General features: G+C 28.3%; 1 protein-coding gene. It reads left to right on the top strand.

The window, feature by feature from the left end:
• The coding region (locus tag HMPREF2576_RS12605; RefSeq protein ID WP_141758100.1) for an LPXTG cell wall anchor domain-containing protein at positions 1 to 141 on the top strand (141 nt) is incomplete at its 5' end.
• Positions 142 to 653 lie beyond the last annotated feature (512 nt).

Below are 653 nucleotides of genomic sequence, written 5' to 3'. Positions count from 1 at the left end.
CCTGAACAGCCTGAACAGCCTGAGCAACCTGAACTACCTGAAACAGGTAAAGATACAAAGCCATCAATGATTAATGGTAGTATCTTCGCTATTTTCGGTTCATTGGCTATATTATTTAATTTGCGCAGAAAAAAACAATAAAAAATTAGTTACTATAAATATGAAAATAAGAAAAATAAAGAATGGTTATTGAATTTTAATACAAAAGATTTTAAAATTAATTTTGGACCTTGTCTTCTTATTTCATATTTATATATGAAAATTGAGGATAACAAAGAGCTACCAAATTGGTAGCTCTTTGTTTTTTTGTCATTTACTATTAATAATTTAAGGTACACATTAATATTGATTAAAGATTTTCAACTTTTTGTTTTCAATGATAAAATTTACAACTATCTTTCTTTTTTTAAGTATATAGATTTATGGTTTTGAACTATGAGTGGCTAGTAATTAGCCACTATTTTTTCGCAAAAAAATACTAAGGGGCTTGGGGACGATTCCCAACAAGCAAGCGATGCTACCACGTTAGTAGCTAGCAAATCCAATACTTGCCAAACCTAAATTTTACTTGTGATAAGAGAAATACTTTTGGCGAACAAAGAAATAATGGTTCTGTTGAAAAGTTGAATTTATAGTATAATTTTAACAAAAAG

The organism is Staphylococcus sp. HMSC063F05, assembly GCF_001837075.1.
Lineage (GTDB): Bacteria > Bacillota > Bacilli > Staphylococcales > Staphylococcaceae > Staphylococcus > Staphylococcus epidermidis.
The sequence above is the reverse complement of the archived record's forward strand: the minus strand, read 5'-3'. Positions and strand labels throughout refer to the sequence as shown.